Genomic DNA, 1,083 nt, shown 5'->3' with positions numbered 1-1,083 from the left:
GGGTGGGTGGTGTCATGCCAGACACTGAATAACGGACGCGAGCAAAAACCCTGTAATTCACACATTGTGTGTTGAATGTTTGGTCTATTAGTACCGGTCACCTCCACACCTTACGATGCTTCCAGATCCGGCCTATCAACCCCATCATCTATAGGGGACCTCAAAAGAAACCTAATCTTGGAACAGGCTTCCCGCTTAGATGCTTTCAGCGGTTATCCCTTCCGTACGTAGCCAACCAGCCATGCCCCAGGCGGGACAACTGGCACACCAGAGGTACGTCCATCCCGGTCCTCTCGTACTAGGGACAGCCTTCCTCAAGTTTCTACGCGCGCGGCGGATAGAGACCGAACTGTCTCACGACGTTCTAAACCCAGCTCGCGTGCCGCTTTAATGGGCGAACAGCCCAACCCTTGGGACCTACTCCAGCCCCAGGATGCGACGAGCCGACATCGAGGTGCCAAACCATCCCGTCGATATGGACTCTTGGGGAAGATCAGCCTGTTATCCCCGGGGTACCTTTTATCCGTTGAGCGACACCGCTTCCACAAGCCGGTGCCGGATCACTAGTCCCTAGTTTCCTACCTGCTCGACCTGTCAGTCTCACAGTCAAGCTCCCTTGTGCACTTACACTCAACACCTGATTGCCAACCAGGCTGAGGGAACCTTTGGGCGCCTCCGTTACTCTTTGGGAGGCAACCGCCCCAGTTAAACTACCCACCAGGCACTGTCCCTAACCCGGATCACGGGCCGAGGTTGAGATGTCCAATACGATCAGAGTGGTATTTCAACAACGACTCCACCCCAACTGGCGTTGAGGCATCACAGTCTCCCACCTATCCTACACAAACCGAACCGAACACCAATACCAAGCTATAGTGAAGGTCCCGGGGTCTTTTCGTCCTGCCGCGCGTAACGAGCATCTTTACTCGTACTGCAATTTCGCCGGGTCTGTGGTTGAGACAGCAGGGAAGTCGTTACGCCATTCGTGCAGGTCGGAACTTACCCGACAAGGAATTTCGCTACCTTAGGATGGTTATAGTTACCACCGCCGTTTACTGGGGCTTAAATTCTCCGCTTCGACCC

At 54.6% G+C, this 1,083-nt stretch carries 1 rRNA gene; it reads right to left on the bottom strand.

The window, feature by feature from the left end:
* Nucleotides 1-67 precede the first annotated feature (67 nt).
* Nucleotides 68-1,083 (bottom strand): 23S ribosomal RNA (locus tag AB1Z34_RS11105); the annotation flags it as partial.

The organism is Corynebacterium sp. 045007, from assembly GCF_040743205.1.
GTDB classification, from domain to species: domain Bacteria; phylum Actinomycetota; class Actinomycetes; order Mycobacteriales; family Mycobacteriaceae; genus Corynebacterium; species Corynebacterium jeikeium_D.
Note: the sequence above shows the minus strand (reverse complement) of the source record. Positions and strands in the feature narration are given on the sequence as shown.